The sequence below is a fragment of the Rothia sp. HMSC036D11 genome (assembly GCF_001814205.1).
Classification (GTDB): domain Bacteria; phylum Actinomycetota; class Actinomycetes; order Actinomycetales; family Micrococcaceae; genus Rothia; species Rothia dentocariosa.
The window spans coordinates 12,626-39,261 of sequence record NZ_KV815315.1; the positions used below are offsets into that span (position 1 = coordinate 12,626).

Below are 26,636 nucleotides of genomic sequence, written 5' to 3' on the forward strand. Positions count from 1 at the left end.
GTAGAAAGGAGAGGGCGCGTGGCTAACACCGACAACACCGGTGGTACGGAAGAAAACAAGAAAACTGTTGCTCCGGGTATGCGTTGCTCATTCTGTTCTAAGACGCGTACCCAGGTTTTCAAGATTGTGATCGGTCCGCATGTCTCCATTTGCGATGAATGTATTGCACTATGCAACGAGATTTTGCATGAGGAACGGCAAAAAACAAAGAAGCCGCAGACCAAAAAGATCAAGAAACTCGCTACTCCTCGTGAGATTTACAGCTATCTGCATGATTATGTGATCGGTCAAGATTCTGCAAAACGCACCTTGGCGGTGGCGGTCTATAACCACTACAAGCGCATCCATGACTTAAACAATCCGGTACTTCACTCCCGAACCCTTTCGGCAACTGCGGGTGAATCCGTAGACCTGGGAAAATCTAATATTCTGATGATTGGTCCCACCGGCAGCGGAAAAACTTATCTTGCGCAGTCTCTTGCAAAGAAGCTTGATGTTCCTTTCGCCATTGTCGATGCTACTACGCTCACCGAAGCTGGGTACGTTGGCGACGATGTCGAGAATATTCTGCTTCGGCTTATTAACGCCGCCGACGGTGATGTCGAAAAGGCGCAGAACGGCATTATCTATATTGACGAAATCGATAAGATTGCCCGCAAAGGCGGAGAAAACCTATCTATTACCCGCGATGTCTCGGGGGAAGGCGTGCAGCAAGCGCTTTTGAAGATTATTGAAGGTACTCTGGCAACGGTTCCTCCAGAGGGCGGGCGTAAACATCCGGCACATACCAATCTTGAGATTGAAACCTCAAATATTCTCTTTATTGTCGCTGGTGCTTTCGATGGGCTGGAAGACAGGATCTTAGCCCGCACCGATCGAACCAGTATAGGCTTTGGGGCCGAGCTGACCGCCGCACCGGATACTGATCAGACGCTTTCGCAGATCATGCCCGAAGATCTGACCCATTACGGTATCATCCCTGAGCTAATCGGTCGTTTGCCTGTGATCTCTACGTTGAAAGAGCTCACCACCGAAGAGCTTGAACAGATTCTTACGAAGCCTAAAAATGCTTTGCTGAAGCAGTATAAGCATCTCTTTGCGCTTGATGGCGTTGAGCTTATCTTTGAAGATGATGCTTTGCACGCGGTCGCCGAGCTCGCAGAAACCCGTAAGACTGGGGCACGCGGGCTACGCTCCATGATGGAGGGTATTCTGCAGCCAATTATGTTTGAGGTTCCTGACCGTCAGGACGTTACCTCCGTGGTAATCACAGAAGATACCGTGCGCACCGGTGCTGAGCCCGTATACGCTCTTGAAGCTGATGAAAAGTCCTCTAAGAGTGCTCGTACTCGTGCCAAGAAGAAGGCTGCGTAGGTTATTCGTGCAGGTGAGAACCCGGCGGAATATTGGAGGTCTGGATGAGGTTTGAACTTATACAATGATGAAAGGAAATACCCTCGTGACAACAACCGTTGATTTTTGGTTCGACCCTACCTGCCCGTGGTGTTGGATTACCTCGCGCTGGATTGGCGAGGTGCAGAAGGTGCGTGATATTCAGGTACATTGGCGCCCATTCTCACTCGCTGTTCTGAATGAAGGACGCGAGCTTGATCCTGGATACCGCGCTATGATCGACAACACCTGGGGCCCCGCCCGTGTAGTGGCTGCTGCCCGCGAACTCCACGGTGACGACGTTTTGAAGGCTCTCTACGATGCTCTGGGAGAGCAGATCCACCATCAGAAAAACATCTCTGAAGGAGACAAATTTTTGCCTGCTATTGAGGAAGCTCTCAAAGAAGCGAATTTGCCTGCGGACCTGATTCAGTACGCTACCACCGACGAATACGATGCGCAGTTACGCGCCTCGACAGCAGAGGCGCTTGATAAGGTCGGCGATGATGTTGGCGTGCCCCTTCTTGCGATTAACGATGTAGCTTTCTTCGGTCCCGTGCTCTCGCCCTCACCGCATGGTGAAGAAGCCGGTAAGGTCTTTGACGGCGCCGTAGCAATGGCATCGTATCCTGGGTTCTTTGAACTCAAGCGCAGTCGTACCGTGGGACCTATCTTCCACGGTGAAGATGGGTAGTAGATTTACCATGTACTATAGCTGAGCCGTTACGCTTTCTCTGGAGGAGCGTAACGGCTCAGCTATGCGTATTTAATTAGTTACTCGTTTGCTTTCGCCGAGAACCCCGATGCCGCAAGCGAATATCGCGCATATGGAATGTGCGTGCAGCCGTATAGCTGACCGCCGCATCCGAGGTGAAACCTAGCATGGCAAAAACACTGACTCCAAGCTGGAAGAAAAGCGCGCTCAATGGCATATGCTGGTGCCCCCAGATAATACCGCCAGCGGTTACTGTAAAACTCACCGCAAGGAGTAAGAGAACCAGACGACGAGCCTTCGACGAACCCCGGAGCGTACTCCAGAGCAGAAATAGGTGTACGAGAGAGAAGACAAGAGTTACCGCAAGAAGCACACCGCTAAGCACCGTCAAAAATGTTTGCCCCTGTTCCCCAGCAAGCAAGGCCGTAATTTCTTCACTCGCATCGCTTCTGAGTACCGTGCTGCGTAATTCCTGATGATTAACCACAGTCAGAACAGCGTTGGCAAGCTCTAAGAGAGTTGAAATAATCATCATCACAGAGGCTATCAGCAGACCCGCAGGCATCTCATAAGCTAGGTCATGAGCGCTCGCCAAGTTTAGGTCTTTAACCTGGCGCGGGTCTTTCACGCCCTCATTGCTTAGCGTGATAATAGGTAGCGCGCCGTCCGTACGAATTGTATCTCCACCACCGTTTCGGGAGTGGTAGCCGGTCGAAAAATCTTCGAGAATATCTACCCGTGTGATCGGATGCGCATACTGAATAGACTCGACAATATAATCACGCTCAAAATCCGTATCGGCATCGATCCGATGCGTCACCTGTAGGGTGAAAAAGCTAAAGCCGACCCCTGAATCGTAGGTTCCTGCCGCCAGCCAATCGACGCGATGGCCACCGGGAAGCAGCCAGCCATCTGGAGTTCGCCAAAACCGCACATGGTGGCGTTTCTCCGGGTTCCCGTCAACCTCCTGCTGATACGCAAAAGACTGTACTCGCCCAAAAATCTTGAGAGGAGATACCGGTGCTTCACTATAGGATTTTCGGGTAATTGTCGAAACAATAATCTTCCAACTGGAAACCAAGGTGACTTCATCTGCGCGAGTCCAGCCAGCATCCTGCATCACCTGGTGAATTTGCTCTTCTGAGCCGATAATACCGATATTGACGGGGTCGCCTAATAATCCATCCGGGGTGCGGGTGCGCCCAATAAAATAGTCGGGAACATAGATGCGCGTCATGATCGCGTGAAATCGGGGGAGCGTCAAATAAGCGGTGACTGCCCAGAATGAAAGCGCAATCGGAATGCCCCACCACGAATGTCCCACGGTATTAAGCAGGATCAGAACGGTAAGCACCACAGAGGCTATACCTGCCAGCGTGAAAAAAGCCGTATCCCAAATACCAACCCAGAAGGTCCTCGGAATAATATCCTTATGCTCGCCGCGCGACTCAAAGTCGCCCCGATACACCGGAGGAGATGTTAGAGGCGCGACCGTTACAGGTTTGCTTGCCTTAACATGTTCTTCTGCTACACCCTCATTAATAATGTCAGAAGGTTTATGTGACATGGGGATTCCTTCTGCCTGCATAATCTGTGCGTTTGCGCGTTCGGCGCTTATGTGAATTCTACAGGCTACCATAGGGCGGTGCGCAATAGGGCGTCGTTTCGCTGAACCGTTCCCCACCATATAAAAAATGCTGGAGCGAAGAACCTAATTCTTCGCTCCAGCACGGAGTCTATGCCATGCGGCATATCCAGAAACAACGTGAGAACGTGGCTGTTCTAGAGAGACTATTCGGCAGCTTCTTCTACAACAAGCACTACATCACGAACTTCAAGTTCGCCTTCCGAAGGTACCAGAGAAACCTCGCGAGCGTTGCCTGCCGCCCGCAAATCCTCAAGACCAGACTGGATACGCTCCAGCTGCTCCTGAGAGGCGGCAATCGTAGCAGACTCGACCTCGGTACGCTGCTTAACCTTTGCATCGCTCTTCGCCTTACGCAGACCGCCAAGTGCTTCTGCGACATCGGGAAGAACCTGCTTGAGGTTCTCAATCTGGGCGGGATTCACATCAGCAAGTACCCACTGTGCCGAAATACCGGCAGTTGGGTTGTTTGCTGCATACTCCGCCAATAATGTACCTTCAAGAACCGGCAGAGCCTGTGGCCAGGATGCGCGGTGCACGCTGCCCGCACGCCACCACGACCAAATCTCTTCGGTCACAAACGGCAGGAAAGGTGCGAAGAGCCGAAGAAGCGCATCCAGAGTGGTGGCGAGAGCCGCCAGCACAGAAGCCTGCTCGGTCTCGCCACGAGCGCCGTAGGCGCGGTCTTTAATGAGTTCCACGAAATCGTCGGTGAAAGACCAGAAGAAACTCTCTGCAATCTGGAGGGCACGAGCGTATTCGTATTTCTCGAAAGCTGCAGTTGCTTCCTCAATGAGGTATGCCAAACGCACAAGCAAGGAGCGATCCAGCGCGTTGGTAAGCACCTGCCCCTGAGACTGCGAGGTAATCACCGATTTCTCGGTAGCACCCAAATTCAGCACGAACTTTGAGGCGTTGAGAAGTTTAATTGCCAGGCGGCGGCCGATCTTCATCTGACCTTCGTCATAGGCGGTATCAGCGCCCAAGCGGGCCGAGGCCGCCCAGTAGCGTACCGCATCCGAACCGTACTTATCGAGTACATCGTGCGGGACAACAACATTGCCCTTAGACTTCGACATTTTCTTGCGGTCGGGGTCAAGAATCCATCCCGACAGTGCGGTGTTATACCAAGGTACAGAGGATGCAAGGGTCTCGGCGCGTACGGTGGTGGAGAAGAGCCAGGTACGAATAATATCGTGTCCCTGCGGGCGAAGGTCCATCGGGAAGGTCTTCGCGTGCAGTTCAGGATCTGTAGCCCAGCCGGTTGCAATTTGCGGGGTGAGTGAAGAAGTAGCCCAGGTATCGAGAACATCTGGATCGGCAATAAATCCGCCAGGTACACCACGCTGGTCTTCCGAATATCCGGGGGCAGCTTGCGAGGCCGGATCCACAGGAAGCATATCCTCAGCCGGCAGAATCGGGTTCTCATAATCCGGCTCACCCTCGGCATCAAGCGGGTACCAGAGCGGGAACGGAACGCCGAAGAAACGCTGACGGGAGATCAGCCAGTCGCCGTTAAGACCTTCCACCCAGTTTTCGTAGCGGCTGCGCATAAAGGAGGGAACCCAGTTAATTTCGCGTCCGCGCTCAATAAGCTTTTCGCGGCGCTCGGCGTCGCGACCACCGTTGCGAATATACCACTGGCGTGAAGCCACGATCTCAAGGGGCTTATCGCCCTTCTCATAGAACTTGACGGGGTGTTTAATCTTTTTCGGCTCACCCTCCATCTCGCCAGTTTCAACAAGCATTTCGACTACGGTCTTCTGACCGGTAAAGACGGTGGTGCCCGCCATGCGCTCGTAGCGTTCGCGGCCTTCGGCAGAGGTAATCCATTCGGGAGTCTCGCGGGAGAAACGGCCGTCACGCCCGATGAGGGCTCGGGTTGGAAGCTGCAATTCACGCCACCAGGTAACGTCGGTGGTATCACCAAAGGTACAGATCATAGCGATGCCGGCTCCCTTATCAGGCTGAGCCAGCGGATGCGCCATCACCTCGACCTCAACGCCGAATAGAGGAGAAGTCACTTTCGTTCCGAAGAGCGGCTGATACCGTTCATCATCGGGATGCGCCACCAACGCTACACAGGACGGCAACAGCTCGGGGCGGGTAGTCTCAATCCAGACTTTTTCGCCATCTTCGCGGTGGAAGCTGATACGGTGGTATGCTCCGTCGCGTTCCTTATCTTCAAGCTCGGCCTGCGCTACGGCGGTTCGGAAGGTAACGTCCCACATAGTCGGTGCCTCCGCCATATAAGCATTACCCGCCTCAAGGTCTTTGAGGAATGCAAGCTGTGAGACTTTGCGTGAATGCGCATCTATGGTGCGGTAGGTATGGGACCAGTCGACGGAAAGCCCCAGGGCTGTGAAAAGATGCTCGAAAACTTTCTCGTCTTCAACAGCGAGTTCTTCACATAGCTCAATGAAGTTATTGCGTGAAATACGTGGCCACTTTGCTTGGCTGCGGTCGGGTTTGGGTGAGCCATCGGCCTTGAGCGGAATCAGCTGGCGAAAATCTGGGTTATCGGGAACGGAGGGGTCGCACAGTACACCGTAGTAGTTTTGTACGCGACGTTCGGTGGGTAGACCGTTATCATCCCAACCCAAAGGATAAAAGACGTTCTTGCCGCTCATACGCTGGTAGCGGGCGATGACGTCGGTTTGAGTGTAGGAGAACATATGCCCCACATGGAGCGAGCCGGATGCGGTCGGCGGTGGGGTATCAATCGAATAGACCTGTTCGCGCGTCGTGTTCTCGTCGAAGGCGTAGGTTTTCTGCTGTGCCCAGCGCTCGGAGAGTTTGTCTTCGAGGCCTTCGAGCGCGGGACGATCAGGAACGTTAATCTGTGCGGGCGAGTCCGAGCCCTGAGTATTTTCAGCCATAGGGGCTATTTTCTCATACTTTATGGGCTGTGGCGGTGTATCGCATAGCGTAGGTTGGCGCTTTTACGTTGAGTAAGTGTATAGATTCCTGTGTAGCGTAGAAATATCGGTTATCACGCACCATATGCCTGTGTTTCGTACTCTGCTAATGCACGCTCAACTCGTGCAATAAGCTCGCGTTGCGAGGAGAGAAAACGGCGCTGTTCTCGGCGTGGAAGATGCGAAAAATAATGATAGAACTTTGGGTCCCGGTAGGTTTGCCCGAAGAGGAAATGTAGATCGGAGCTCCAGGGGCGACGCGTTCTTGCACGGATTTGCTCGGCCCGAGTACGAAGCTGCTCGCGGCGGGTATAGAGAGCATCGCATTGTGCGCTGCGAGAGCGAAATGCTAAAAGATCCATAGGTATATCTGTAGTTTCCGTGCCTTATGTGAGGTATTTATCTATTCATCGTGTGTTACCTCTCGATTCCCTATCACAAGATACCGCATAAGAGTAGACTGGTGAATATCACACAGGAAAACTTTTTAAGGGACTTCCATGTTTGAGATATCAGCTCCTGTTATGACGGTACTTGCTCTTCATCTCGCGATCGTTGCGGTTTGCGTTTGGCATTTAACAACGCGAACCGGATACAACGAAGAGCGTCTGCATATGATACTTCCGCTTGTGCTTTTCTTGCCGGGAGCGGGGATTTTATACCTCATGTCAGCAAAAGCAGGAACCGTTCCTCCCGATACTACGAAGACGGGCAGCAGCTCTCGCCATTTTGAGCATCGTCTGGGTTTTCGCGACGGTAAACGTTCTAAATGGGGTTTTCCCCAGCGGAAACGCTAAAAGTACTGCGTTGTGCACCTTTAAAGGCAAGGGTTCATGAGAGCGGGAAGAATCGATGATGCTATCTACTATCCCGCAGATGTGCGATGCGCGTGTGACTCTGTCAGCGCGTATTGCCTATCTTCCTATACGATAATTTTGTGTATGGCATCATAGATGAACAAGACTTTCACCACCGACGCGGAAAGGTAAGTTCATGATGCTAGACAATACTCGTATTCCTGCCAACCCGTTTGCCCCCAACGCTTGTGAAGGCAAAGTTGCCGTTGTAACAGGTGCCTCCAGCGGCATCGGTCGTGCAACAGTTGAACAGCTAACGGCTACCGGATGGACGGTTTATGCGCTTGCTCGCCGTACCGAACGTCTTCGCACGCTTGAAGCAGAGACCGGAGCGCATCCTATAACCTGTGACGTTACTGATGAATCGGCAGTAAACGCAGCTGCAAAGCAGATCATAACTGAGCACTCACAGCTTGATGCGCTGGTTAATATCGCTGGGGGAGCGATCGGTCTTGATCGTGTTACTGATGGAGATCCGGAAGACTACCTTGCGATGTACCGCCTGAATGTGCTCGGAATTCTACATACGGTGCGTGCCTTTGCTCCCGCACTGAGGGCTCACGGTCAGGGGAGTATTCTGAACCTGACCTCCACAGCAGCCGAAGGCGGTTATGAAGGAGGTGCAGGGTATAACGCCGCGAAATTCGGTGCTCGGGGACTTACCGAGGCTCTGCGCCTTGAGGAGGCTGACTACAATGTGCGCGTCATTGAGATTCGCCCGGGTATGGTGCATACAGAAGAATTTTCATTGAACCGCTTGGGGTCTGTGGAAGCTGCCGAAAAGGTATATGCCGGGGTACAGAACCCTTTGGTGGCAGAGGACGTTGCTCAGACAGTAGTTTTCGCATTGAATATCCCTCACCATATCAATCTTGATCATGTGACTTTGCGCCCGCTTGCTCAGGCAAGCCAGTTCAAGGTCATCCGGTCTTCGTAGATATTTAAAGAGGTGTTACAGATACCGCGTGCAAAACTAAGGTGTCGCACGCGGTATCTGGCGTTCTTATTACTCCTTCAAGAGAAACCTGAGGTTTACTTCCAATATTTGTAATATATGCGCTATTGGTCTGATTTTAACGTGGATTAAGTAATGGTAAAAATAAATATTTGGTAACACTTTTGGGGTGGTGGTACAGTTTCTCATTGCAAGCCCCTCACGAATGCTAGTGTTAGGGCGTCACCGATAAATTGAGATGGGTCAATGAGTAACTGAATCTGGCACTCACATCACAGAAATATGCAGTAGCTCAACTCACATAACTTCAAAGAGGGAAACATGGCTCCAAAGAAGTCAACCCGTGTCTACGCACTCGCCGCCGCGACCGTTATTACAGCAGGAACGTTAAGCTATGTTCCTGCTACTTTTGCATCTGAAGCAGGCAACTCGACCGGTTCAGATACCTCCGCTACTGAATCAACACATGAGAATTCCTCATTGCCGCTTCAGACTATCCCTTGGGCAAAATCCAACGCATCTGCTCAACCGGCAGGTACTCAGGAAACCGCTTCTGCGGCCTCTACACAGGTGCCTGAACAGGGAAAACCGGTAAAATCCGAATCTCCGACCGCCTCTGAGACTGCTTCAGCCTCAACCCCTGAAACTAAGCCGTCTGAAACCCCTGCCGTCCCAGAACAGACCGAGAAAACCTCAAAGGCTACTCCCGGCGCAAAGGTAATCGGGGTTGAGAATGAGGGTGATGAAACCTCAGAGGGGCGCCAGAACGCTCCTAAGGTTTCTGTTGAATCCGCCACTATCTACACCGATAACGAATTTAGCCCTTTCACCGTGCGTGTCAGCGGTTTCTACGGTCCGCGCGTTGGTAGCTCTATAGAGGTTCGCATTCAGGAAGTAAATGCTCAAGGCCGCCCTGTAGGCGCCCCTCTTGCAACTGGTCGTGTCTCTGCCCAAGAACTCATTGATGGTACTGCTACCGCCACTGTGAACGTCAGCTCAAGCAGACTGAAAGGCAATAAGAGCTATGCAATTGTTGCTGTCAGTAACCCCGGCGGTAAAGATCACCTTGTAGCAGGTACCATCGTTGAGCTCAAGCAGCGCCGCGTTGCTCATACTGTAACGAGTGAGGCCCCGGCTCCTCAGGAATCTAGTAAGAAGGACGCCTCGACTGCCGCACCGGCGCAAACCGAGAATACCCAGGCGCCTAAGCCTACAGAGACAGTAACTCCCAAACCCCAAGAGTCTGCGGTTCCCACACCGAGCGCATCCACTGATACAGCGAAGAGCGAGGCTCCCAGCGCGTCTGAATCATCTAGTGCAACCCCCTCCAGTGCATCTGCTGAAGCTTCAGAGACCGCATCTGCTAACCCCTCCGCAACTCCTTCAGCTCCTGCCTCTGCATCGCCTGCAGAAGAAACCACAATGGATGTAGCGAATAAGGCTTCGCTGCGTGTCGATAGCGCACACTTCTCTGGCGATGCAGCAACTAACGTCGTTGTAGTCCGGGGTACTGGTTTTACCGGCGAACACGTCTCAGAAGGCGTTGAAGTTACTATCTTCGAATTGGATAGCGAAGGTAAAGCACAAGGCGAAGCCATCAAGAGCGTCTTTGTGAAACCCTCAGAAATTGTTGATGGTTCGTTCACTGCACAGCTGGAAGTCGAAGCTGCAAAGCTGCGTCCAGGGTACTCATACGGTATCGTCGCGATTAGCAATCCCAAGGGTGAAGAACATGTACAGGCATACACAGTAGCGATGGTTTCTGATGACTCGCACCCGGCACCCGGTGGTGAGGATAACAATGCCAACGTCGCCGCAACCCGCCCCGGCGCTAAGAAGGCTGGACACAACAACGGCGGACAAGGCGGTGCAGCTGCTCTGAACGGATCTGCAGAAGGCGATGCAGTACAAGCTGAACCGGACGCCAATACTGGTAATGCGCACAGTAACTCGAGCTCTGCAGCTACTACCTCAGCCAATAAGCGTAACCTGGCTCGTACCGGCGCTGACGGCGTTGTACTCTTCACGACGCTTGGCGGCTCAACGCTGGTGGCAGGTACCGCTCTCGTTGCGGCTCGTCGTCGTAAGAAAGACAACGTATAAGAACCTCTGCGGTAGTCCGCAGGTTATCACATAGGGAAGCACACGAATTCCGTGTGTTGTGAATAGGTACAAGGATGGGTACCCGCATCGTACGGGTACCCATTCTTTATGCCCTTCTATAAGGTGGTAATTACCTTTATAGGTGAGTCGGGTTTTTCAGACGCGTACACTTGAGCTATGTCTGTTCTCAATATTCTTGCGACCTCCCACGGTACCGACTCTTCAGAAGGGCGCCAAGCGATTGCCCTCGTGCGCGCTGAGCTTCAAAAGCTACTTCATGAACGAAGCACATCTGATGGGCGAGAATATAAAGTTCACGAAGCTTATGTAGACGTGCAGACACCGAGTGTAGATGAAGCCGCTCAAGCCTTACCGGATGGCGAGCCTTGTGCTATTGTGCCGGTTCTACTGTCCACAGGATTTCACACCCAGGTTGATCTAAGGCGTGCTGCACGTACCAGCGGAGTTAAAGATATTCATATTGCTGCCTCTCTGGGGCCGGATGCGCGGCTTGCCCATCTTCAGCGAACTCGGCTTGAGGAAGTTGGATGGCATGAAAAAATAGCTACCGGTTCTGCCGCACCACCGATTGTTCAAGGGGCTGCGGGCTCATCCCGCCAAGATGGGCGAGCAGATATGCAGCGTGCCGCCGATTTGCTCGCAGAAGTTCTTCACACACCTACCAGAAACGCTTTTATCGCAGCAATTGAGCCGACAATAATTGATATAGCTCGTCAAGAGCAACCAAGGTTCGCGTCCCCGTACCTGCTTGCAGATGGATTTTTTGCCAAAAAGATGAGACGTGATATCGAGGCGGTTAGCGCTTCAACTATAGTGGCTGCACCGTTGGTATCCTCTCACGATATTGCCTCCGCACGTATTATTGCTCAGTGCGCTCTATCTCGTCTTGACGAGGCGTTGGTCGCCGCTACCGAATAATACTCAAATACGGTAAAGCATATAAAATGGCTTCCGCCTTCGACAACTAGGAAAACGAAGACGGAAGCCACGTTGTATGCGCCAGAATTAGCGGATAATCAATCCGCTATGGAGCAAGTTTCTGAGCGGCAGAGAACTCAAGACGTGGATTGCTCACGCAGCCGTTCATGTACATGACTGATGAACTGATGCCGGTCGTCGCGTGCATAATAGACGACCTCACCAATGACTGTAATAGCAGGTGATTTAACGTCTCGGCAGTCTTGAAGAGCCTGCTGCAAGGTCGTGACGATAACGCGCTCTTGGTCCGTGAACCCCTTCTCAATAGTGGCCAACGGCATATCGCTTTCAACACCGCGCAACATTATCTGCTCGATAGTATCCGGCAGAGTACGCACGCCCATCAGAAGCACCACGGTACCATGAGCGCGCAACGTTGAAACAACAGCTTGTATATCGGTTTCATCAAGCCCAGAATGGCCCGAAACGACAGTAAAGATCGACGATACTTTACGCAGAGTCACGGGGATAGAAGCTTGGGCGGGCACCGCAATAGCGCTAGTAATGCCCGGAATAACCTCAGCATCCAGTCCGGCTGCAAAACAAGCATCTAGCTCCTCAGCACCGCGACCGTATACATATGGATCGCCGCCTTTGAGCCGCACCACGGTTTTGCCTGCGAGTGCATAGTCAATCATGAGTTGCTGGATGCGTGACTGCGGCACCGCATGCTTACCGGGTACTTTGCCCACGTCAATGATCAGGGCGTTTGGAGCGTATTCGGCAAGCTCTTGTGGAGCTAAATGATCCAACAGCACGACATCGGCTTCACCGAGCGCTCGAACGGCACGTAGAGTCAGCAAATCGAGAGCACCGGGACCGCCCCCGGCGATGTACACCTTACCGGGTACATCTGCCCGGGAGCTTGGAACTAAGGGCGCGTCTTGAGCAACACCCGCCGGAATATTGGCTAGAACCTCATCTATCGTCGCAAATTCGCGCGGTGGAAACGGCGGAATTTTAGGTGACATGGGCGGGTCCTTAGGCGTTCGCTGGAACAGGATTATGCGCGCTGGGTGGGCCGACTGGGATTTTCGCTCCCGTCACCAGCACGGTGTTGCCTTCACCCTTCTCTGCGGCAGCAATTTCCTCGGGTGTTGCTGGGCGAATCTGCTCACGTTCAAGAACAAATAGGTGCGCTGCTTCATCGCTGCCATCGGGCTCGTTGATGAAGGCGCGGAAGCGGCGCAGACGGCGTTCGTCTTTGAGTGTGGCAGCCCATTCGTCCTGGTAAGAATCCACGTGGCGCTGCATATCTTGTTCCAGATCCTCGCAGACTCCCAAAGAATCTTCGATGAGTACGGATTGCAGATGGGCCAAACCATCACCGTGCTCTTCGTCAAGGTCTTCAAGCCATCGGGCAGTGCGTTGTAGCTTATCCGCTGTGCGGATGTAGTACATGAGGTAGCGGTCGATGTAACGAACAACTTCTTCACTGGAGGCATCCTTGACGAACAAGCGCCCATGCGCCGGGTTCGCGCCGCCGTTACCACCAAGGTATAGGTTCCAGCCGTTGGTGGTGGCGATCAGGCCCACGTCTTTGCCCTGTGCTTCAGCACATTCACGGTTACAGCCGGAGACACCAAACTTGAACTTGTGGGGTGAACGCAGACCGCGGTAGCGATTCTCCAACTCGACGGCCATACCCACCGAGTCTTGAACACCGTAGCGGCACCAGGTTGAGCCGAGGCAGGATTTAACGTTACGCAGTGACTTGCCGTATGCCTGACCGGATTCGAATCCAGCATCAACCAGCCGCTCCCAAATGTAGGGCAGCTGCTCCAATCGGGCGCCAAACATACCGATACGTTGCGCACCGGTGATCTTGACGTAGAGGTTGAACTCATCCGCAACAGCAGCAATGACGGCCAGTTTCTTAGCGGGAATTTCGCCTGCGGGGATGCGCGGCACAACCGAGTAGGTACCATTCTTCTGCATGTTTGCCAGAGCACGATCGTTGGTTTCCTGTAGGCCGCCGCGACCGGCATCGAGCACGTAGGAGTTGCGGAAAGATGAAAGAATGGATGCGACCGTTGGTTTACAGATAGCACAGCCGTCGCCGCCGTGCCCAAAGCGTGCAATGACCGAATCGAAGTCGTCGAGGTTAGTAAGGCGTACCGCTTCTGCAAGCTCTGCGCGGGAGAAATCGAAGTGTTCGCACAGCGCCTTAGAGACGGTCATACCCATCTTTTTCATCTGCTGTTCGAGGGTTTTCTGTAGCATGGGCACACAGGAGCCGCACTGGGTGCCAGCCGTGGTGCATGCCTTTAGGGCGGGTACGTCGTGGTTGCCGTCAACCACTGCCTGACGGACTTCGCCGAAGCTAATGTTGTTGCACGAGCAGAGAATGGCATCGTCAGGCAGCTCTGTATCAGGAATGCCGTCGCCGCCACCTGCCGCCGTGAGATACACATTGGGCTCTGCCGGGAGTTCTCGTCCCAGCAGCGGCTTGAGGGAATCGAAAGGAGCGGTGTCTCCCACGAAAACGCCGCCGAGGAGAGTCTTGGCGTCGCCGCTGGTCACGATCTTCTGGTACATGCCGCGCGCGGGGTCTGCGAAGAGAATTTCGAGGCAGCCTTCCGTGGTGCCGCGGCGGTCACCGAAGCCTGCAACCTGTACGCCTGAGAATTTGAGTTTCGTGGCGATATCGAATTCTTCGACCTGAGCATCTTCGTTGCCGTTGAGCAGATTCTTGGCGACCGCATCCGCCATCGCGTTGGCGGGGGCAACCAGACCCCAAGTTCGTCCAAGTACGCAGGCTACTTCGCCGATAGCCCAGATATGCTCGTCGCTTGTGTGGCATGCATTATTGACGAGAATACCACCGCGTTCGCCAGTCTCTAGTCCAGCGGCGCGTGCCAGCTCATCGTTGGGGCGAATACCTGCAGCGAAGACCACGAGGTCTGCATCAATTTGGTGAATAACGGCTTCGTCCGAGGTGGAATCTGCTACGGAGACCGAAATAACCTCGCCTGAGGTATCTTTGTTGATAGCGGATATGAACGCACCGGTTTCGATGTCGATCCCGGTTGCTTTGATCTGGGCGTTAACCGCGTAACCGCCGCCCTGATCGACCTCCACGGAGAGAAGCCATGGGGCAACATCGAGGATGGTGGGTTCGGCACCAAGGTCTTTGAGACCTTCTGCGGCTTCCAGCCCGAGAAGGCCTCCGCCGACAACAATACCGCGCGGTGCGCGCCCAAGTTTAGTCTGCAACCGTTCAACTTCGGAGACCATGTTTTTAACATCGTCTGCGGTGCGGAATACATGGGCGCAATCTGCGTTAGGAATCGGAATGCGCACCGCACTTGAACCGGTAGCGAATACAAGCACATCGTAGGGGTAGTCTACGCCGTCTGAACCTTTAACAACGCGCGAGTCACGGTTGAGTGATTCGCCACGGGTATTGTTAACCAGGTTGATCGTGGACTCGTCCCAGAGCGCTGGGTCGCCAAGGGTAAGGTCTTTGCCGGTATCTTTAAAAAGCTGTTCGATAGCAACGCGGTCGTACGGAATATACGGTTCATCATTGAGAACGGTAATGGTGTCAGAGGCGCGTCCAGCGTCTTGGGCACCTTCATGATAAGCGCGTACAAAACGCCATGCTGCGGGTCCTGCACCGACGACCAGAATATTACGGGCGGTGTTCCCAGGGCCGTTCTGAGACATATTTGTCCTTCCTAGTTGTGTGTATACCGACTTCAGCAAAGAATGACCTGCCTCTAGAAACCGGCAATGCAGGAAAGCCCGGAACAAACCTTGAGTCAGAACAACAAGAGTGTGGGATTATGTTGTTTTATACGCAGATTCTTGCTTGTAAAAAGTCGCTGTTTTTATCTTACACAGAGGCTATACGACGAAAGTGCCAAAATCGGTATTTTTGAGAAAAATTTTAAGGAAATTCCTTGAAATATCTAGGGATTAATGGGTGTTTTTGACCCTAAGGATTGTTGTTTTAGGTAAGCCTAAACTCCCTAAAGTGCTGTGTTTTAAGGGTTTTTCAGACCTTTAGTAGCTTAGGTATGTCATATTTTTATCCGTGGTTTTTATAGGGTAGACTCCAAACAGAACACACAAGAAATACTTGTGCTCTCGTATGCCGCCTTCTGTCTATGCTAATTTGATATGTAGCTCTTGACTGTGACCGGTTGCATAGATAGCACCTGTCGAAAGGTAGAGCCGTATGACTGAAAATGCCGCCGTAGCATCTTCCTGGGTTCGCATCTGTCCCGAAAGTGAACTCGAAGAAAATTGGGGCGAAGTTGCCCTCGTTGACGGACAGCAGTATGCAATTTTTAAGACTAAGTATGGGTACTATGCATGCGATCATCGTGACCCTAATAGTCAGTCTCTTGTGATTGCTCGCGGCATTGTTGGAGAGAAAGACGGGCACTCAACTATCGCCTCGCCTCTTTATAAAGAGGTATACGATCTCACTACGGGTGAGTGTGTCTCAGGCGCTGACTATACGATCGGTGTGTACCCTCTAGAAGTGCGAGACGGCGATATTTACCTACAGGTCTAATTCTTAGAATTTTGTTCTGTAACTTTTAGGCTACTCTCAGGTTGTGGGTACGAAAGTTCAGGGTCTTTTCAGACGCGGTTGTTACGGTGCAGAGTAATCACTCAAAAACATACGCATACTGAAAAGAGAAAACCAATGAATTCGCCATACACCACTTTCACCTCTACTCCTTCACGTCGCGCTACTCTTATTGGTTTTGGGGCTTTTGGGATTGCAACCCTCGCCGGATGCGCTCCCTCCGTCAAGAGTGTTCAAAACTCGCCGAGCAACAGCTCATCCTCTTCAAGCTCTAGCGCTTCGTCAACAAGTTCACCCAGCGACTCGACCTCACCGGAAGAGTACGCAAAGTTCGTTGCTGACTGGAATAAATATGTGGGAGACATAAAACTTCCGACTAAAGATAAAGGCGGTTATACTCCCGCAACCAACACCGAGCCTGCAAAGAACGTTCCCGAACCTGATATTGACGAGAATGCCATACGCCAGAAGACCCTGGACGGCTCATATAAGGCTCTTGCCGCCTATGAGGCATCATTCCTGTACGCGGTTCTTACCGGAAATTCTGAATATGCGAAGAAACTCAGCCATGAAGATGATCCGAATCTTCGACCACAATTTGACTTGTATCGTGACATTTATAACGGCGGTGGCTGGATGGAAGGGTACGACCTCAAGTGTTGGATTCTTGATAAAAGGCCTACGGTAGTGTTCGAATCCGATATCGTGGCTGTTGCTTGGAATTATGGTGAAAAATTTGAAGCCTATAAAGCACACCTTAGTAAGGAAGAAGTGGCAGACCAGCCAGCAGATACAGCGGATAACATCTACATGGTGACTATCTATGATGGTGGGTCCTGGAAGTACGTAACCAATACCTATCTGAAGCAAAAATATCCTCAGCTTGTTGAAAGTGGCAACAGCTCTTCCTCCGCTACCTAGCTACATTACTCTTACGGTTTTATCCACAGAACTTTCTAAAGTAATTTTCAAAAATTTTTCTGGCTCCCCAAATACTTTCGGGGAGCCAGAAGATAATAATTATGTAAAAATCCTCGACTGTACATTCCTTGAACTAACCGGATACATTAAGAAGCTTTCTGCCGAGGGAATTTAATCCTCCATTTCTACCCAAAACGTTATATGTAGTAGCGATGTGGCAGAGCCTTTAACATCTCTTAACGTCATATGCCAAGTGGTCTTTAGCCTGTTGACGGCACTTTCTGGCGGCGAGCGCGCGAGACGAATAACGCCCCACACAGCAGCAGTCCCCAAATGAGGAAAAGGGGACTCCATAGGTAGGTATGCCCGGCTATGAGCGGGTTGCTTAGGGAAGCTTGACCAGTTACTACACGCTGCCACCCCGCAAAAGTCCCACGGCCGCCCCAGCCTATAAGCACTAAAACGCCAACCCAAGAAACAATGCGAACCCATGCGTGCGCAGGTGGTCGTAGATGGTCTATAAGCGGCACAAGTGCGCCCGTAACTTTGGCGATAAACACGGCAGCCAGTAAAAACCGCACCGGAACGTTACCCTCTTGCTGTAGTTCGACAGCCATCGGCCCCACGGTATCTAACAGCCACATCCCGCCGCACATCCAATAAAAGCTGGGTGCAGCGTGCAATAAACCTGCGATAGCGGCTCCAATAAACAGCGGTGTTCCGGCGGATCGCGTACGGGTTTTCTTCATGTAATCCAGTCTAAAATCCGTCACCTCTTCCTATCTAGAGGGAAGTGTAAATATCGTGCAAAGATGTTTTCTGTTTCATAACCCCAAAAGTTATTGCTAATAGAACATAACGGATTGCTTTCTATGGAGAATTCCGAGATTCTGGGGCTTCCCGAATTAGCAACCGAGACGACTCTGCTTGCCGTGCACATGAAGAACGCGAGCTACACTTACCCGAGCAGAGCCTTCAGGGGCTAGGGACTTCTGTTAAAAAATCTATGTTTTTCAGACTCAATAACCCCTTATTTCAGAGGGGGTGCCGAACTGATGCGGAAGGTCAGAAGTGCATCATTGAGGAAGGAAGTCGATGTGGGGAGACCCGTGAACTTTCCCACAGCATTCTGGGCGTGTTCTTCAGAGAAACAGGACGTCCCATGTGCTGTATAAACGCTAGATAAACGAAAATTTTTTCGTTGACAGAGCACGTAAAAATGCATATTTAGTGGATGCTGGCAAGAATGACCCCAATATCTAGTGTCGAGGGTTAATATTCAACTGAAAGTGTATGAAAACATTGAGTATATCTGTAAAAACATGCATTTACGACACGCCCGAGATGCGTCACAGAGAGTCTGAAGGCGGGTAAAAATTGGGTTTTTTGTAGCTTGCACCCGTAGCTGCAAACCCCATAGAATGTAGATGTTTGCAAAGACCCGGCGATCACCGGCGAGCAATTCGGAAGAACAGACCGCACCTGCGGGACCCCACCTTTTCGCTGCGGCGAGGGGCGCCTTAGCGGAACAGATGCAGTCTTAGTAGACCCGGACGGTTAAGCCCGATACAGCTGTTAATAAGCGACTGATACTCGCTCAACGCGCCGCTCTCCGGGGGCGTAAGGACGTTCCTGATGAACAGTTCATAGCCCCGGGGGAGGTCGGTGCGTTTGTCTGTATCAGTAAGCAAGGTGGTACCGCGCCAGCATATACGCTCCATGAGGGGCGCACGATGAAGGCGTCCTTGCACCCGTTTGTCCATCCTCGGCAAAGGGTGCGGTTCACGTACCTAATGGCGGGAATCTGAACAGAAATAGGGCGCACTGCATGTCAGAAAATATCTACCCCAAGGTGAGCGCGTTTGAAACCTCAGGCTACGGTGTAAGCGCATCACCTAAATTTCCCAAGCTCGAAGAAGCTGTACTCGACTATTGGAAGAAAGACGGAACCTTCCAAGCATCTATCGATAACCGCGAAGCCGGGCCCCACGGCGATAACGAATTCGTCTTCTACGATGGCCCTCCATTTGCAAATGGTCTGCCGCACTACGGGCACCTGCTCACTGGTTACGCGAAAGACCTTGTAGCACGTTACCAAACTCAGCGCGGGCATAAAGTAGAACGCCGCTTCGGCTGGGATACTCATGGTCTGCCTGCCGAGCTTGAAGCCATGAAACAGCTCGGTATGACCGATAAACAAGAAATCCTAGAGATGGGCATCGATAATTTCAACGATGCCGCACGCGCCTCCGTGCTCAAATACACCAACGAATGGGAACAATACGTTACCAGGCAGGCGCGTTGGGTGGACTTCGAGAACGACTATAAGACCCTCAACGTTGAGTACATGGAATCCGTGATCTGGGCGTTCAAGCGTCTCTACGATAAAGGACTCACGTACCAAGGGTTCCGTGTTCTGCCGTACTGCTGGAAAGACGAAACCCCGTTATCGAACCATGAGCTGCGCATGGATGACGACGTCTATCAGGATCGCCAGGATCAGACCGTCACGGTAGCTTTCGCTCTCACCGCGGACGACTCGCTCGCTGCCAATAAAAACGTTGTCGCTGAACTGGCAGGCGTTGAGGCGCTTGCCTGGACCACCACCCCCTGGACCTTACCCACCAACCAGGCGCTCGCCGTCGGACCCGACATTGAATACGTCGTAGTTCCCGGTGCCAGGGAGTTCAGTGGACGGCGCTTCCTGATTGCCGCTGATCTGCTGGGAACCTATGCGAAAGACCTCGGGTATGCAGGGGAGAGCCCCGCCGAGGATGCGGCAGCCGCCATCACAGCGCGCTACACCGGCTCCCAACTAGAAGGCGTGCGTTACACTCCGCTGTGGGATTACTTCGCCGATGCCGAGAAATGGGGCACAGGAACTTCATGGCAGATTCTCGTTGCCGATTACGTAAGTACCACCGATGGTACCGGTATCGTTCATCAGGCACCCGCCTATGGTGAAGACGACCAGAAAGTTTGTGAATCCTACGATATTCCCGTAGTGCTTTCGGTAGATGAAGGCGCCAAGTTCATTCCCTTATTTGAACAACCTAGCCCCTCGGGGTCTACCGCGCTTGCGGGTATCGCCGGAGTTCAGGTTTTCGAGGCAAACCGCACCATTATTAATGCTCTCAAGGCAGATGGTGCGCTCATCGTGGAGAAATCCTATGTGCACTCCTACCCACACTGCTGGCGCTGTCGTAATCCTCTTATCTACCGCGCCATTACCTCTTGGTATGTGAAGGTGACCGAGTTCAAAGACCGCATGTCTGAGCTGAACGAGCAGATCAACTGGATTCCCGAAAATGTCAAGTACGGGCAGTTTGGTAAGTGGGTTGAGAACGCTCGCGACTGGTCAATTTCGCGCAACCGTTTCTGGGGTTCTCCTATTCCCGTTTGGGTTTCGGACGATCCAAATTATCCTCGTGTTGATGTTTACGGATCGCTCGAAGAACTCAAAGCTGACTTCGGTCGTCTGCCGCTGAACAAGGAGGGGAAGCCAGATCTGCACCGTCCCTATATTGATGAGCTGACGCGTCCAAACCCTGATGATCCAACGGGTAAGTCTACGATGCGTCGCGTCGAAGACGTGCTGGACGTATGGTTTGACTCCGGATCGATGCCGTATGCGCAGGTTCACTATCCCTTCGAGAATAAGGACTGGTTCGAGAACCACTATCCGGCGGATTTCATCGTTGAGTATATTGGTCAGACCCGCGGTTGGTTCTACACTTTGCATATTTTGGCGACCGCACTATTTGACCGCCCTGCCTTCAAGAATGTTGTCAGCCACGGCATCGTGCTTGGTTCTGACGGGCAGAAAATGTCAAAGTCGTTGCGCAACTACCCGGATGTCTCTGAAGTTCTTGACCGCGACGGCTCAGACGCTATGCGCTGGTTCCTCATGTCATCGCCGATTCTGCGCGGTGGCAACCTGATTGTGACCGAGCAGGGGATTCGTGAAGGGGTACGACAGGTGATGCTTCCGCTCTGGAACGTCTATCACTTCTTCGCTCTCTATGCGAATGCTGCCAACAAAGGTGCGGGATATACGGCACAGGTGAAGTACGATTCGCAGCATGTGATGGACCGCTTTATTTTGGGCAAAACCCGGGAGCTGGTACAGCAGGTTACCGTAGACATGGACTCTTACGATATCTGGAGCGCCTGCGAGCATCTGCGTCTTTACGCTGATGCGCTCACCAACTGGTATGTGCGCCGCTCGCGTGAACGCTTCTTTGATGAAGACCCCGATGCCTTCGATACCCTGTACACTGCTTTGGTGACGGTATCAAAGGTAGCGGCGTCACTTCTGCCGCTCACGACCGAAGAAATCTACCGTGGCCTGACCGGCGAGCGTTCGGTACATCTTGCCGACTGGCCTATCGCTGAAGACTTTGCTGATGAATCTGAGCTGCTTTCGCTCATGGAAACCGTACGGGCGGTATGCTCTGTAGGGTCTTCTCTGCGTAAAGAGAAGAAGATCCGTGTGCGTCAGCCTCTGCAATCGCTCACGGCGGCCATTGCCAACGAGCAGTTCGCACAGCTGGAAACCGCATTCGGTGCTAAGGGTGCCGATTACTTCGCCAAGATTGTGAAGGACGAGCTGAACCTGCGTGAGGTTATCCTCGTGAATGCACAAGACGCTAACCCTGCCGACTACGGTATCTCGCAACAGCTGAAGGTGAATGCCCGTGCCGCAGGTCCTCGCCTTGGTAAACAGGTTCAGACAGCCATTAAGGCGTCAAAATCTGGCGATTGGACAATCGCCGAAGACGGTACCGTGACCGTTGCTTTCGACACCATCGACGGCGGACTTGCATTAGTTGACGGCGAATATGAGCTGGCAACCGTGGTAGCTTCCTCGGACGATGGTACCGAACGTGAAGCGGCAGCCGTGCTGCCCGGCGGTTTCCTAGTGCTGAACATCGAATTAACCGATGAACTTGTGGCGGAAGGTATTGCCCGCGATACTATTCGCGCTATTCAGCAGGCCCGTAAAGATGCCGGACTGAATGTCTCTGACCGCATCAACCTAACGGTGAGTGCCCCGCAGGAGACCTTGGAGGCTCTGCGCACCCACGAGGAACTGGTCACTGGCGAGACCCTGGCGGTTTCCCTGGACCTCACGGAGGGCGAGAGCCTGACCATTACGGTCGCAAAGGCAGCATAGAATAGAGGCAATATAGCCTCTAAGCCGCCCCAGCACATATAACACACCGCGGTATGTACCGTGCTGGGGCGGCTATACACCCAAACATATATCTGTACATAAGGCAGAATCCTGGTAAAGACGCTGTGCCGCACAGCTTGATACCATCCAAAGAAAGAACACTATGAGCGAGATGAGCTACCCGGCAATCCCAGACCCCGAAGGGGTTGAACGCGTCTACGGTGAATTGCTGGCACGTGCCCCCGAAAATAAGATGGCTCCCCGGCTGGATGCGGTTCGCCGGGCCGTTGAAATCCTCGGGGATGTGCACCGCGCCGCCCCGGTCATCCACATCACTGGAACTAACGGTAAAACCAGTACCGCCCGCATGATTGAATCGCTTTTGTTGGCTCATGATCTGCGCACCGGGCGTTTTACTAGCCCGCATCTCGAAAGCGTTACTGAGCGCATCAGCATTAACGGTGAACTGGTGCCTGATGCCACGTTCGTGCGCGTTTGGGATGAAATTTTGCCATACCTCACTCTTGTGGACGAAGAATTTGCTGCACGCGGAGAACCAAAACTTACGTTCTTTGAGTCCATCACCGTGCTTGCTTTCGCTATTTTTGCCGATGAGCCCGTGGACGTGGTGATTCTAGAAGTCGGGATCGGTGGTTCGTGGGATTCTACGAATGTAGCCGACGGTATTGTCTCTGTCGTGGCACCCGTTGGCCTTGATCATACCGATATGCTGGGGGATACCCTGGCTGAGATTGCAACGGAAAAAGCCGGGATTATTAAACCCGACGGATACCTTATTTCTGCGGCGCAAGACCCTGAAGTAGCGACCATACTTCTTGATACTGCTCGTAAGCAAAACGCCAAGTACGCCTTCGAAGGTGTTGAATTTGGTGTGGTTGAGCGTGCCCGCGCGGTCGGCGGGCAGCTTTTGACTCTCCGAGGTTTAGCAGGAGAATACCCTGAGATTGAGCTCCCCCTACACGGTGAGCACCAGGGGCAGAACGCATCATTAGCTCTTGCCGCAGTCGAGGCATTTTTCGGTGGGGATCGTGCCCTTGCGCGAGATGTAGTACTCGCCGGATTTGCTCAGGTACGTTCACCGGGGCGACTTGAGATGATTCGTAGCGAGCCTTTGGTGGTGCTTGATGCCGCTCATAACCCGCATGGGGTGCGCGCCGCATCTACGGCTTTTAAAGAGGCATTTGAACTGTCCCATGTGCATGCAGTCGTCGGTATTCTAGGCGAAAAAGACGCTCTCGGTATTTTTGAAGTGCTTCGTGAAGAATACGTAGACTCAACCGATGCTACCTTCCGGTTGTATCTTTCTGCCTCAGATTCTTCCCGAGCCATTGCCCCGGAAGAACTTCAAGAGATCGCCCTCGACGCCGGGTTCGACGAAGACATTATTACGGTATGTGACCACTTGGATGAGGCTCTTGCCACCGCTATGGAAAACGCCCTCTTTGAGCAGGAATCTGCTGGTGTGTTGGTAACAGGATCGGTCACGGTCATTGGGGAGGCGCGTACCCTGCTGGCACAACCCGCCCAAGAATCCACTGCACAGCACAACGCTGAGCCTGAAGAACTCGCTGAGGCTGCAGAAACCGATTCCGATGAACTATTCGGCGAGATTATGGCTGAACTAGCGGGGGAGGAACCTCGTGAAATCCCGTTAGAAGACTCATTGGGACTGCCTCTGGCAGACGGCACCGATAATCCTGAGGAAAGCTAAGACCATATGGCAAAAAAGCAGTTTATGACACGCGCTCAACGGGAATGGAAGCCCGGGACGGTTAAGAAACCACGTTCTACGAAAGTCATGTTTGCTTCCACCATTTTGGTACTCGAAGCATTCACGATTTTCTTCGGCACACTAGCCGTTTTCGGACTTCATTTCAACGATCCGAGCACTGTAAAAATTATAATCTGGGTTGCAGGTTTAGTTCTTGCCGGTGCGTGTATATTCCTACCCGCTAAGCTGATGAAACCGTGGGGATACTCGGCTGGTTGGGTGCTTCAAGGCACCATGCTTCTTGCCTCAGTCATTGCGTTACCCTTCTCGCTCGTGGTAACAATCCCGTTTGTTGCCTGCTGGTGGTATGCGCTACACGCCGGTACCCGCATCGATGCCGAAAACGAAATACGCGCCGCCGAACAAGAAGAATGGGAGCGTAAAAACTTACATGAGAGTGAGTAAGCAACGATACAGGCGATTATGCCATGATCGCTGGCAACACCAAGATATAGGTATAAAAATCCCTGTCTTTATGGCGAGAAACTTAACCCTAGGCGCCGAACACGTTAGGATAGCTACAAAGGGTTTAACGCATCATACTGCGGCTGCGGTATGATGCGTCACTTATCACCGATAAACAGGTATATGTAAAGGAGCAGCACATGGGTGCCGTTGAGCAAACATCGGAAACCGACGATCTACTATCTAAAGATGTTATAGACTCCCAGGTTTCCTCTCGTGAGCGAGATACGGCAGAAGGATCGGAGCGTTCCTTAGCGATCTGGCTCTTTATGACGGGAGCTATAGCCCTAGCTTCATCGGCAACCCTTGTTTTTGAGCGCCTTCAGATTTTCGTGGATGCGGGGCATACCTCGGTCTGCGACATCAACGCCCTTCTTAACTGCGGCACCGTGATGCGTACCCCGCAAGCTGAAGCCTTTGGATTCCCCAACCCCTTCATCGGACTCATAGGGTTCTCCATCGTTATGACGATAGCCGCCTCCATGCTTGCAGGAGCTACCTTCAAAAAATGGTTCTGGGTAGCCACCAACATCGGCTTAGCGCTCGCTACGGCGTTTGTCTTCTGGCTCTGGTTTGAGACTACCTTCCATATTAACGCCCTATGCCTTTTCTGTATGATCGTGTGGGTTATGACGATTACCATGTTCATAAAAGTGACGGTACGCAATATTTCTCATAGCGTTATTCCTGCCCCTGAAAATATTCGTGAGAGTATCGGTACGTGGAGCTGGTTTACTATCACCTTGGTGCTCATTCTCATCTTTGGGATTATTGTGATCCGCTTCTTCGATGTGATCATGAATATGATGCGCTAATTTTTCTAGTACAAAAAGTGAGGGTGGGCCTTCCAGAAGATTATGGAAGACCCACCCTCACTGTTATATGGTTTCAACTCTAAGACATCCAAAGAGCAATCTCACGGGCTGCAGATTCGGGGGAGTCTGAGGCATGCACCAGGTTCTTTTGCACACCCTCACCCCAATCACGTCCGTAATCTCCACGAATTGTTCCCGGTGCTGCCGTCGTTGGGTCTGAGGTCCCCAGCATTGTACGTACACCCTCGATTACACGATCTCCGCTGAGAACAGCGGCGACCACGGGACCAGAAACCATGAAATCCACGAGGGAACGATAGAAAGGCTTGCCTGCGTGCTCAGCATAGTGCTGGGCGAGAAGTTCTTCGGTGGGCTGAAGCATTTTCAGTCCTTCAATCACGTAACCCTTAGTCTCAAAGCGGCTCAAAATCTCGCCAATAAGCCCGCGTTCAACACCGTCAGGCTTTATCAGAATTAGGGTCTTTTCGGTCATAATTTTCCTCTATCTTGTTTGCGTTCATTCTGTGGCGGTTGTTCAATATCATAGGGGAAAGAGGCGCCGACATGTGTGCTTCTGTCAAGCTACGCCATCGAAATTTTTAAGAAGAGGCGTATAATCGTAGCGTTATTGTTCAATCACCGAGGAGAATCCGTGAAAGGCTTTGGCACAACATTGATGCTGGCGTCAGCAGTAATTTTTTTGGCGGCGCTACTCTTTCTGACCGCAGGAAAGTTCTCGATGGTGTGGGTTATTTTACTGATCGCAGCTCCTTTCGCTTTCATCCTCGGTATTCCCTTTGCCACAGGTTCCGGGCCAGAGTATCTGCCTAGTAACCCAAAACTGGCGCAGAAAGCACGCGAAAAACGTGATGCTGAACTAGGTCTCGGCTAGGTTTTTACTCTCGTGATAAGCGCAATGTTGGTCACACCAACGTTGCGCTTTTTATGCATGTATAGGGTGTTCTGGATTGCACACGGTATAATGATGAGCGGTACGTTTTTATGCCCCGCACGCATAAAAGATACCCAGTATATTGATCGAGAGAACGTGCACGCGCATCCGTCATAGCAAAAGTTCAGATAAGACGTTATCGGATGATGACCCCAGGCATTGGCATCTTAGTGACATCTCGGTTAAACATACTGGCCGAGAACATCATGAAGAAACGCATCCGCCGTATTTGCGGAGTAAGTCGGCTTCGTGCTCGCCGTCTTGTACGCCCGGAAGCAAACGAAGGCAGACACAAAGAGCAGGCTTGAGCCACGTATTTCTTGGTAACTAGGCTTATGACACGCTAACGCGTTGATGCAGAGAATTTTACGATGCGGCGTAAAATTCT

19 protein-coding genes are annotated in these 26,636 nt (G+C 52.3%); 13 read left to right on the plus strand and 6 right to left on the minus strand.

Annotated elements, in window-relative coordinates:
* Positions 1-78: 78 nt before the first annotated feature.
* Both clpX and HMPREF2958_RS08295 read left to right on the plus strand, forming a co-directional pair.
* A complete protein-coding gene (clpX, locus tag HMPREF2958_RS08290) occupies positions 79-1,374 on the plus strand; it encodes an ATP-dependent Clp protease ATP-binding subunit ClpX (protein ID WP_070697839.1) in 1,296 nt (431 codons plus the stop codon).
* 64 nt (positions 1,375-1,438) lie between these two features.
* Positions 1,439-2,086 carry a mycothiol-dependent nitroreductase Rv2466c family protein gene (locus HMPREF2958_RS08295; protein WP_048751457.1) on the plus strand — a complete coding sequence of 216 codons (648 nt, stop codon included), beginning with the start codon at positions 1,439-1,441 and terminating at the stop codon, positions 2,084-2,086.
* Positions 2,087-2,162: 76 nt separating this feature from the next.
* Here HMPREF2958_RS08295 and HMPREF2958_RS08300 read toward each other — a convergent pair whose 3' ends face one another.
* Together HMPREF2958_RS08300 and valS are read right to left on the minus strand one after the other, a co-directional pair.
* Positions 2,163-3,746, minus strand: a complete 1,584-nt coding sequence (locus tag HMPREF2958_RS08300) for an LssY C-terminal domain-containing protein (RefSeq protein WP_246828090.1) — start codon at positions 3,744-3,746, stop codon at positions 2,163-2,165.
* Between the two features lie 152 nt (positions 3,747-3,898).
* Entirely contained in the window at positions 3,899-6,631 is a 2,733-nt protein-coding gene (gene valS, locus HMPREF2958_RS08305; protein WP_070697640.1) for a valine--tRNA ligase, read from the minus strand.
* Positions 6,632-7,170: 539 nt separating this feature from the next.
* On the opposite strand from valS, the gene HMPREF2958_RS08315 reads away from it, so the two are divergent.
* The 4 genes from HMPREF2958_RS08315 (at position 7,171) to HMPREF2958_RS08330 (ending at position 11,524) form a co-directional block, all read left to right on the plus strand.
* The gene (locus HMPREF2958_RS08315) at positions 7,171-7,467 is read left to right on the plus strand and encodes a hypothetical protein (protein ID WP_037230985.1); all 297 of its coding nucleotides are present in this window, start codon (positions 7,171-7,173) and stop codon (positions 7,465-7,467) included.
* Between the two features lie 199 nt (positions 7,468-7,666).
* Positions 7,667-8,464, plus strand: a complete 798-nt coding sequence (locus tag HMPREF2958_RS08320; protein ID WP_070697840.1) for an SDR family oxidoreductase — start codon at positions 7,667-7,669, stop codon at positions 8,462-8,464.
* Between the two features lie 339 nt (positions 8,465-8,803).
* Complete coding sequence (locus HMPREF2958_RS08325; protein WP_070697642.1) at positions 8,804-10,585, plus strand: LPXTG cell wall anchor domain-containing protein; 1,782 nt, start codon at positions 8,804-8,806, stop codon at positions 10,583-10,585.
* A gap of 177 nt (positions 10,586-10,762) precedes the next feature.
* Positions 10,763-11,524 carry a sirohydrochlorin chelatase gene (locus HMPREF2958_RS08330; protein WP_070524090.1) on the plus strand — a complete coding sequence of 254 codons (762 nt, stop codon included), beginning with the start codon at positions 10,763-10,765 and terminating at the stop codon, positions 11,522-11,524.
* A 137-nt stretch (positions 11,525-11,661) separates the two neighbouring features.
* On the opposite strand, the gene cobA is transcribed toward HMPREF2958_RS08330, so the two are convergent.
* Together cobA and nirB are read right to left on the minus strand one after the other, a co-directional pair.
* Positions 11,662-12,555, minus strand: coding sequence for a uroporphyrinogen-III C-methyltransferase (gene cobA, locus HMPREF2958_RS08335; RefSeq protein WP_070697643.1), 894 nt, complete (start codon positions 12,553-12,555; stop codon positions 11,662-11,664).
* Positions 12,556-12,565: 10 nt separating this feature from the next.
* Complete coding sequence (nirB, locus tag HMPREF2958_RS08340; protein ID WP_070697644.1) at positions 12,566-15,253, minus strand: nitrite reductase large subunit NirB; 2,688 nt, start codon at positions 15,251-15,253, stop codon at positions 12,566-12,568.
* A 514-nt stretch (positions 15,254-15,767) separates the two neighbouring features.
* Here nirB and nirD point away from each other — a divergent pair.
* Both nirD and HMPREF2958_RS08350 read left to right on the plus strand, forming a co-directional pair.
* Positions 15,768-16,109 (plus strand): nitrite reductase small subunit NirD, encoded by a 342-nt coding sequence (nirD, locus tag HMPREF2958_RS08345; RefSeq protein ID WP_070524084.1) that lies wholly within the window; start codon positions 15,768-15,770, stop codon positions 16,107-16,109.
* 135 nt (positions 16,110-16,244) lie between these two features.
* Entirely contained in the window at positions 16,245-17,048 is an 804-nt protein-coding gene (locus HMPREF2958_RS08350) for a DUF6318 family protein (RefSeq protein WP_070697645.1), read from the plus strand.
* A gap of 260 nt (positions 17,049-17,308) precedes the next feature.
* Here HMPREF2958_RS08350 and HMPREF2958_RS08355 read toward each other — a convergent pair whose 3' ends face one another.
* Positions 17,309-17,821, minus strand: coding sequence for a DUF3995 domain-containing protein (locus HMPREF2958_RS08355; protein WP_246828091.1), 513 nt, complete (start codon positions 17,819-17,821; stop codon positions 17,309-17,311).
* Positions 17,822-18,876: 1,055 nt separating this feature from the next.
* Between HMPREF2958_RS08355 and ileS the strand changes: the two genes are divergently transcribed.
* From ileS to HMPREF2958_RS08375, 4 genes are all read left to right on the plus strand, one after another.
* Positions 18,877-22,224, plus strand: a complete 3,348-nt coding sequence (ileS, locus tag HMPREF2958_RS08360; protein ID WP_070697646.1) for an isoleucine--tRNA ligase — start codon at positions 18,877-18,879, stop codon at positions 22,222-22,224.
* Positions 22,225-22,387: 163 nt separating this feature from the next.
* A complete protein-coding gene (locus tag HMPREF2958_RS08365) occupies positions 22,388-23,956 on the plus strand; it encodes a bifunctional folylpolyglutamate synthase/dihydrofolate synthase (RefSeq protein ID WP_070697647.1) in 1,569 nt (522 codons plus the stop codon).
* Between the two features lie 6 nt (positions 23,957-23,962).
* On the plus strand, positions 23,963-24,421 hold the full coding sequence (locus tag HMPREF2958_RS08370; RefSeq protein ID WP_013399189.1) for a DUF4233 domain-containing protein: 459 nt from the start codon (positions 23,963-23,965) through the stop codon (positions 24,419-24,421).
* Between the two features lie 200 nt (positions 24,422-24,621).
* Positions 24,622-25,296, plus strand: a complete 675-nt coding sequence (locus HMPREF2958_RS08375; protein WP_070697648.1) for a vitamin K epoxide reductase family protein — start codon at positions 24,622-24,624, stop codon at positions 25,294-25,296.
* Between the two features lie 79 nt (positions 25,297-25,375).
* Here the strand turns inward: HMPREF2958_RS08375 and ndk are convergent, their stop codons facing one another.
* Positions 25,376-25,789, minus strand: a complete 414-nt coding sequence (gene ndk / locus HMPREF2958_RS08380) for a nucleoside-diphosphate kinase (RefSeq protein WP_070697649.1) — start codon at positions 25,787-25,789, stop codon at positions 25,376-25,378.
* Positions 25,790-25,948: 159 nt separating this feature from the next.
* On the opposite strand from ndk, the gene HMPREF2958_RS08385 reads away from it, so the two are divergent.
* Complete coding sequence (locus HMPREF2958_RS08385; RefSeq protein ID WP_238382412.1) at positions 25,949-26,188, plus strand: nucleoside-diphosphate sugar epimerase; 240 nt, start codon at positions 25,949-25,951, stop codon at positions 26,186-26,188.
* Positions 26,189-26,636 lie beyond the last annotated feature (448 nt).

Bases quoted from the DNA above. Each gene is read 5' to 3' on its own strand.
- clpX (WP_070697839.1), top strand. From the start codon at position 79: ATGCGTTGCTCATTCTGTTCTAAGACGCGTACCCAGGTTTTCAAGATT.
- HMPREF2958_RS08295 (WP_048751457.1), top strand. From the start codon at position 1,439: ATGATGAAAGGAAATACCCTCGTGACAACAACCGTTGATTTTTGGTTC.
- HMPREF2958_RS08300 (WP_246828090.1), bottom strand. From the start codon at position 3,746: ATGGTAGCCTGTAGAATTCACATAAGCGCCGAACGCGCAAACGCACAG.
- valS (WP_070697640.1), bottom strand. From the start codon at position 6,631: ATGGCTGAAAATACTCAGGGCTCGGACTCGCCCGCACAGATTAACGTT.
- HMPREF2958_RS08315 (WP_037230985.1), top strand. From the start codon at position 7,171: ATGTTTGAGATATCAGCTCCTGTTATGACGGTACTTGCTCTTCATCTC.
- HMPREF2958_RS08320 (WP_070697840.1), top strand. From the start codon at position 7,667: ATGCTAGACAATACTCGTATTCCTGCCAACCCGTTTGCCCCCAACGCT.
- HMPREF2958_RS08325 (WP_070697642.1), top strand. From the start codon at position 8,804: ATGGCTCCAAAGAAGTCAACCCGTGTCTACGCACTCGCCGCCGCGACC.
- HMPREF2958_RS08330 (WP_070524090.1), top strand. From the start codon at position 10,763: ATGTCTGTTCTCAATATTCTTGCGACCTCCCACGGTACCGACTCTTCA.
- cobA (WP_070697643.1), bottom strand. From the start codon at position 12,555: ATGTCACCTAAAATTCCGCCGTTTCCACCGCGCGAATTTGCGACGATA.
- nirB (WP_070697644.1), bottom strand. From the start codon at position 15,253: ATGTCTCAGAACGGCCCTGGGAACACCGCCCGTAATATTCTGGTCGTC.
- nirD (WP_070524084.1), top strand. From the start codon at position 15,768: ATGACTGAAAATGCCGCCGTAGCATCTTCCTGGGTTCGCATCTGTCCC.
- HMPREF2958_RS08350 (WP_070697645.1), top strand. From the start codon at position 16,245: ATGAATTCGCCATACACCACTTTCACCTCTACTCCTTCACGTCGCGCT.
- ileS (WP_070697646.1), top strand. From the start codon at position 18,877: ATGTCAGAAAATATCTACCCCAAGGTGAGCGCGTTTGAAACCTCAGGC.
- HMPREF2958_RS08365 (WP_070697647.1), top strand. From the start codon at position 22,388: ATGAGCGAGATGAGCTACCCGGCAATCCCAGACCCCGAAGGGGTTGAA.
- HMPREF2958_RS08370 (WP_013399189.1), top strand. From the start codon at position 23,963: ATGGCAAAAAAGCAGTTTATGACACGCGCTCAACGGGAATGGAAGCCC.
- HMPREF2958_RS08375 (WP_070697648.1), top strand. From the start codon at position 24,622: ATGGGTGCCGTTGAGCAAACATCGGAAACCGACGATCTACTATCTAAA.
- ndk (WP_070697649.1), bottom strand. From the start codon at position 25,789: ATGACCGAAAAGACCCTAATTCTGATAAAGCCTGACGGTGTTGAACGC.